This is a genomic window from Endozoicomonas sp. SESOKO3, assembly GCF_024606255.1.
In genome coordinates, this window is record NZ_JAHHPR010000539.1 from 1 (window position 1) to 1,920 (window position 1,920).

Below are 1,920 nucleotides of genomic sequence, written 5' to 3' on the forward strand. Positions count from 1 at the left end.
AGTCACAGGTTTTTGGCCCGCTGTGGTATCTGTTTTTGTGATACGAAAGGACTTTAGCATTCTTGCAGGTAATCCCGCATGGCTGCTGTTGACCGTTCTCCCCAATTACTGGTGTGTCACAGGTTCGTTGTCCGCTGTGGAATTTGATTCTGTGATCCGACAGGCTACGAGCATTCTTGTAGACCTTTCCACATGGCCGCAGCTGCCCATCCTCCCCGATCACCGGCAGGACGCATACTCTTTGTTCAGTGTCGTATTTTTTTTTGTAATCTGACGGAGTTTGTTGCCAATGGGTATCCCCTCCAGAAGGAAGACAACCCAAAAATGAAATCCCCATCGGGCGTGTTGAATGAGCAAGCGTACAGGTAATCCCGTTTTCTGGAAGGCTATGACCACCCAGACTGAGTAACCCGTCTATTATGACCCGGTCGTCAGCGTTGACGGACACATTCCCGGGCATTTGCACATCATGATTTAGTAGCCCGTTAGAATCAGTGGTACAGATGGGCGCTCCGCTCATGAAGTACGAAGCGATTTGGGGATCAAAATGGTATATGCAACTAAGACAGTGTTCATTCGCCGAGCGAAGGCATGATTGTTGTGTGGATACTGCTATTGATGCCCGAAATCGACAAACGCCATGACAGGGATGGACGAAACAATTTAAACCCAAAGTGTGTGAGTGTTGTTCAGGGTCTCCGTTACTGTCGCCAGAGTCAGAATACACGAGACTTTTGAATGAGCCTGAAGAGTGGATGGTGGTTTCCGGGACTTTCTGGCAGGATGATTCTGATAGTGGGTATTGTGCCGGGTTATCATCAGAGCCATGCATCATAGTAACAGTCGCAAACGGGTGATCCCCTTGTATCGGCAGAGAGGTTGCCTCCTGTTGTTGAATCGGGTTAGACAGCGATGAATTTGGGTTCCAATAGATTTTTAAAAGCGAGGCGACAGCGAAAACTACTTCTACAGGAAGCCATGAGCTTGCAGGGGCATCCTTGGTGGTCAGGATCATTTCGTATGCAACCACAACGCCAGTGGCATAAAGCCATTGCCATGAAATCGACCCAACGATGGCCGTTTTTAGTTCGTAAATCCCAGACCTCTGTCGTTTGTCATCAGTTGGTAAAGTTAATTCTGCGTGGTCTTTATTGTAGGTAATGGCTGACGGATTGTCCGGTAATGTTGGCCAGACAGGTTTTATAGAGTAGTTCTGTTTTGAATAAACTGCACCCTGCTCAAGCTCGAGTATATAATGTCTTGTCAACGCTTCGCTCTGACAGACGACAGACAACGACATTAGCAACAGTAGTACCTCAAAGAGTGAGTGTTTAATAATTCTATCCCTGCATTCCGGTTGACAGAGAGGAAGGATAGATCAAGAAAATAAGCGTGTTTTTACCTTGAAGTTCTTCTGTTAAAAATCTAATGAAGCCATGTACTGGATCAGATCGTTGCTTATTTCACTTTACTTCCTGAGGACTTAAGTCATTGTTCCGGTCCATATCATCAAGCTTGCGTTTTCGATGCCTTCTTTTGTGATTCAAAAAGGCCTGAAGATTCTTGCAGGCCTGCTTGCATGGCCGTTGCTGTCCATTCTCCCCGACTACAGTGACCTCACAGGTTTGTGGCCCGCTGTGGTTTTTTCTCATGTGATCACTCAAGGCGCGAGCATTCTTGCAGACCTTCCTGCACGGCCGCTGCTGACCATTCTTCCCGACTGTTGTTGCACCGCAGGCTTGCTGCCTGGTGTGCTCTGCTCTTTTATGATCCGACAAGGCATGTCCACTCTTGCAGACCTTACCGCATGGTTGCTGCCGACCATCCTCCCCAACCACGATCAAGTCACAGTTTTTTTGCACGCAGTGGTCTCTGCTTTTGTGATCTGACAGGGCATGAGCATTTCTGCAGACCTTTCCG

Annotated in this window: 2 protein-coding genes; both read right to left on the reverse strand. The window is 47.8% G+C overall.

Features of this window, described 5'->3' with window-relative positions:
- On the reverse strand, positions 1-1,306 hold a 1,306-nt coding region (locus KDK18_RS09340; RefSeq protein WP_257254634.1), incomplete at its 3' end, for a hypothetical protein.
- A 157-nt stretch (positions 1,307-1,463) separates the two neighbouring features.
- The coding region (locus KDK18_RS09345; protein ID WP_257254635.1) for a hypothetical protein at positions 1,464-1,920 on the reverse strand (457 nt) is incomplete at its 5' end.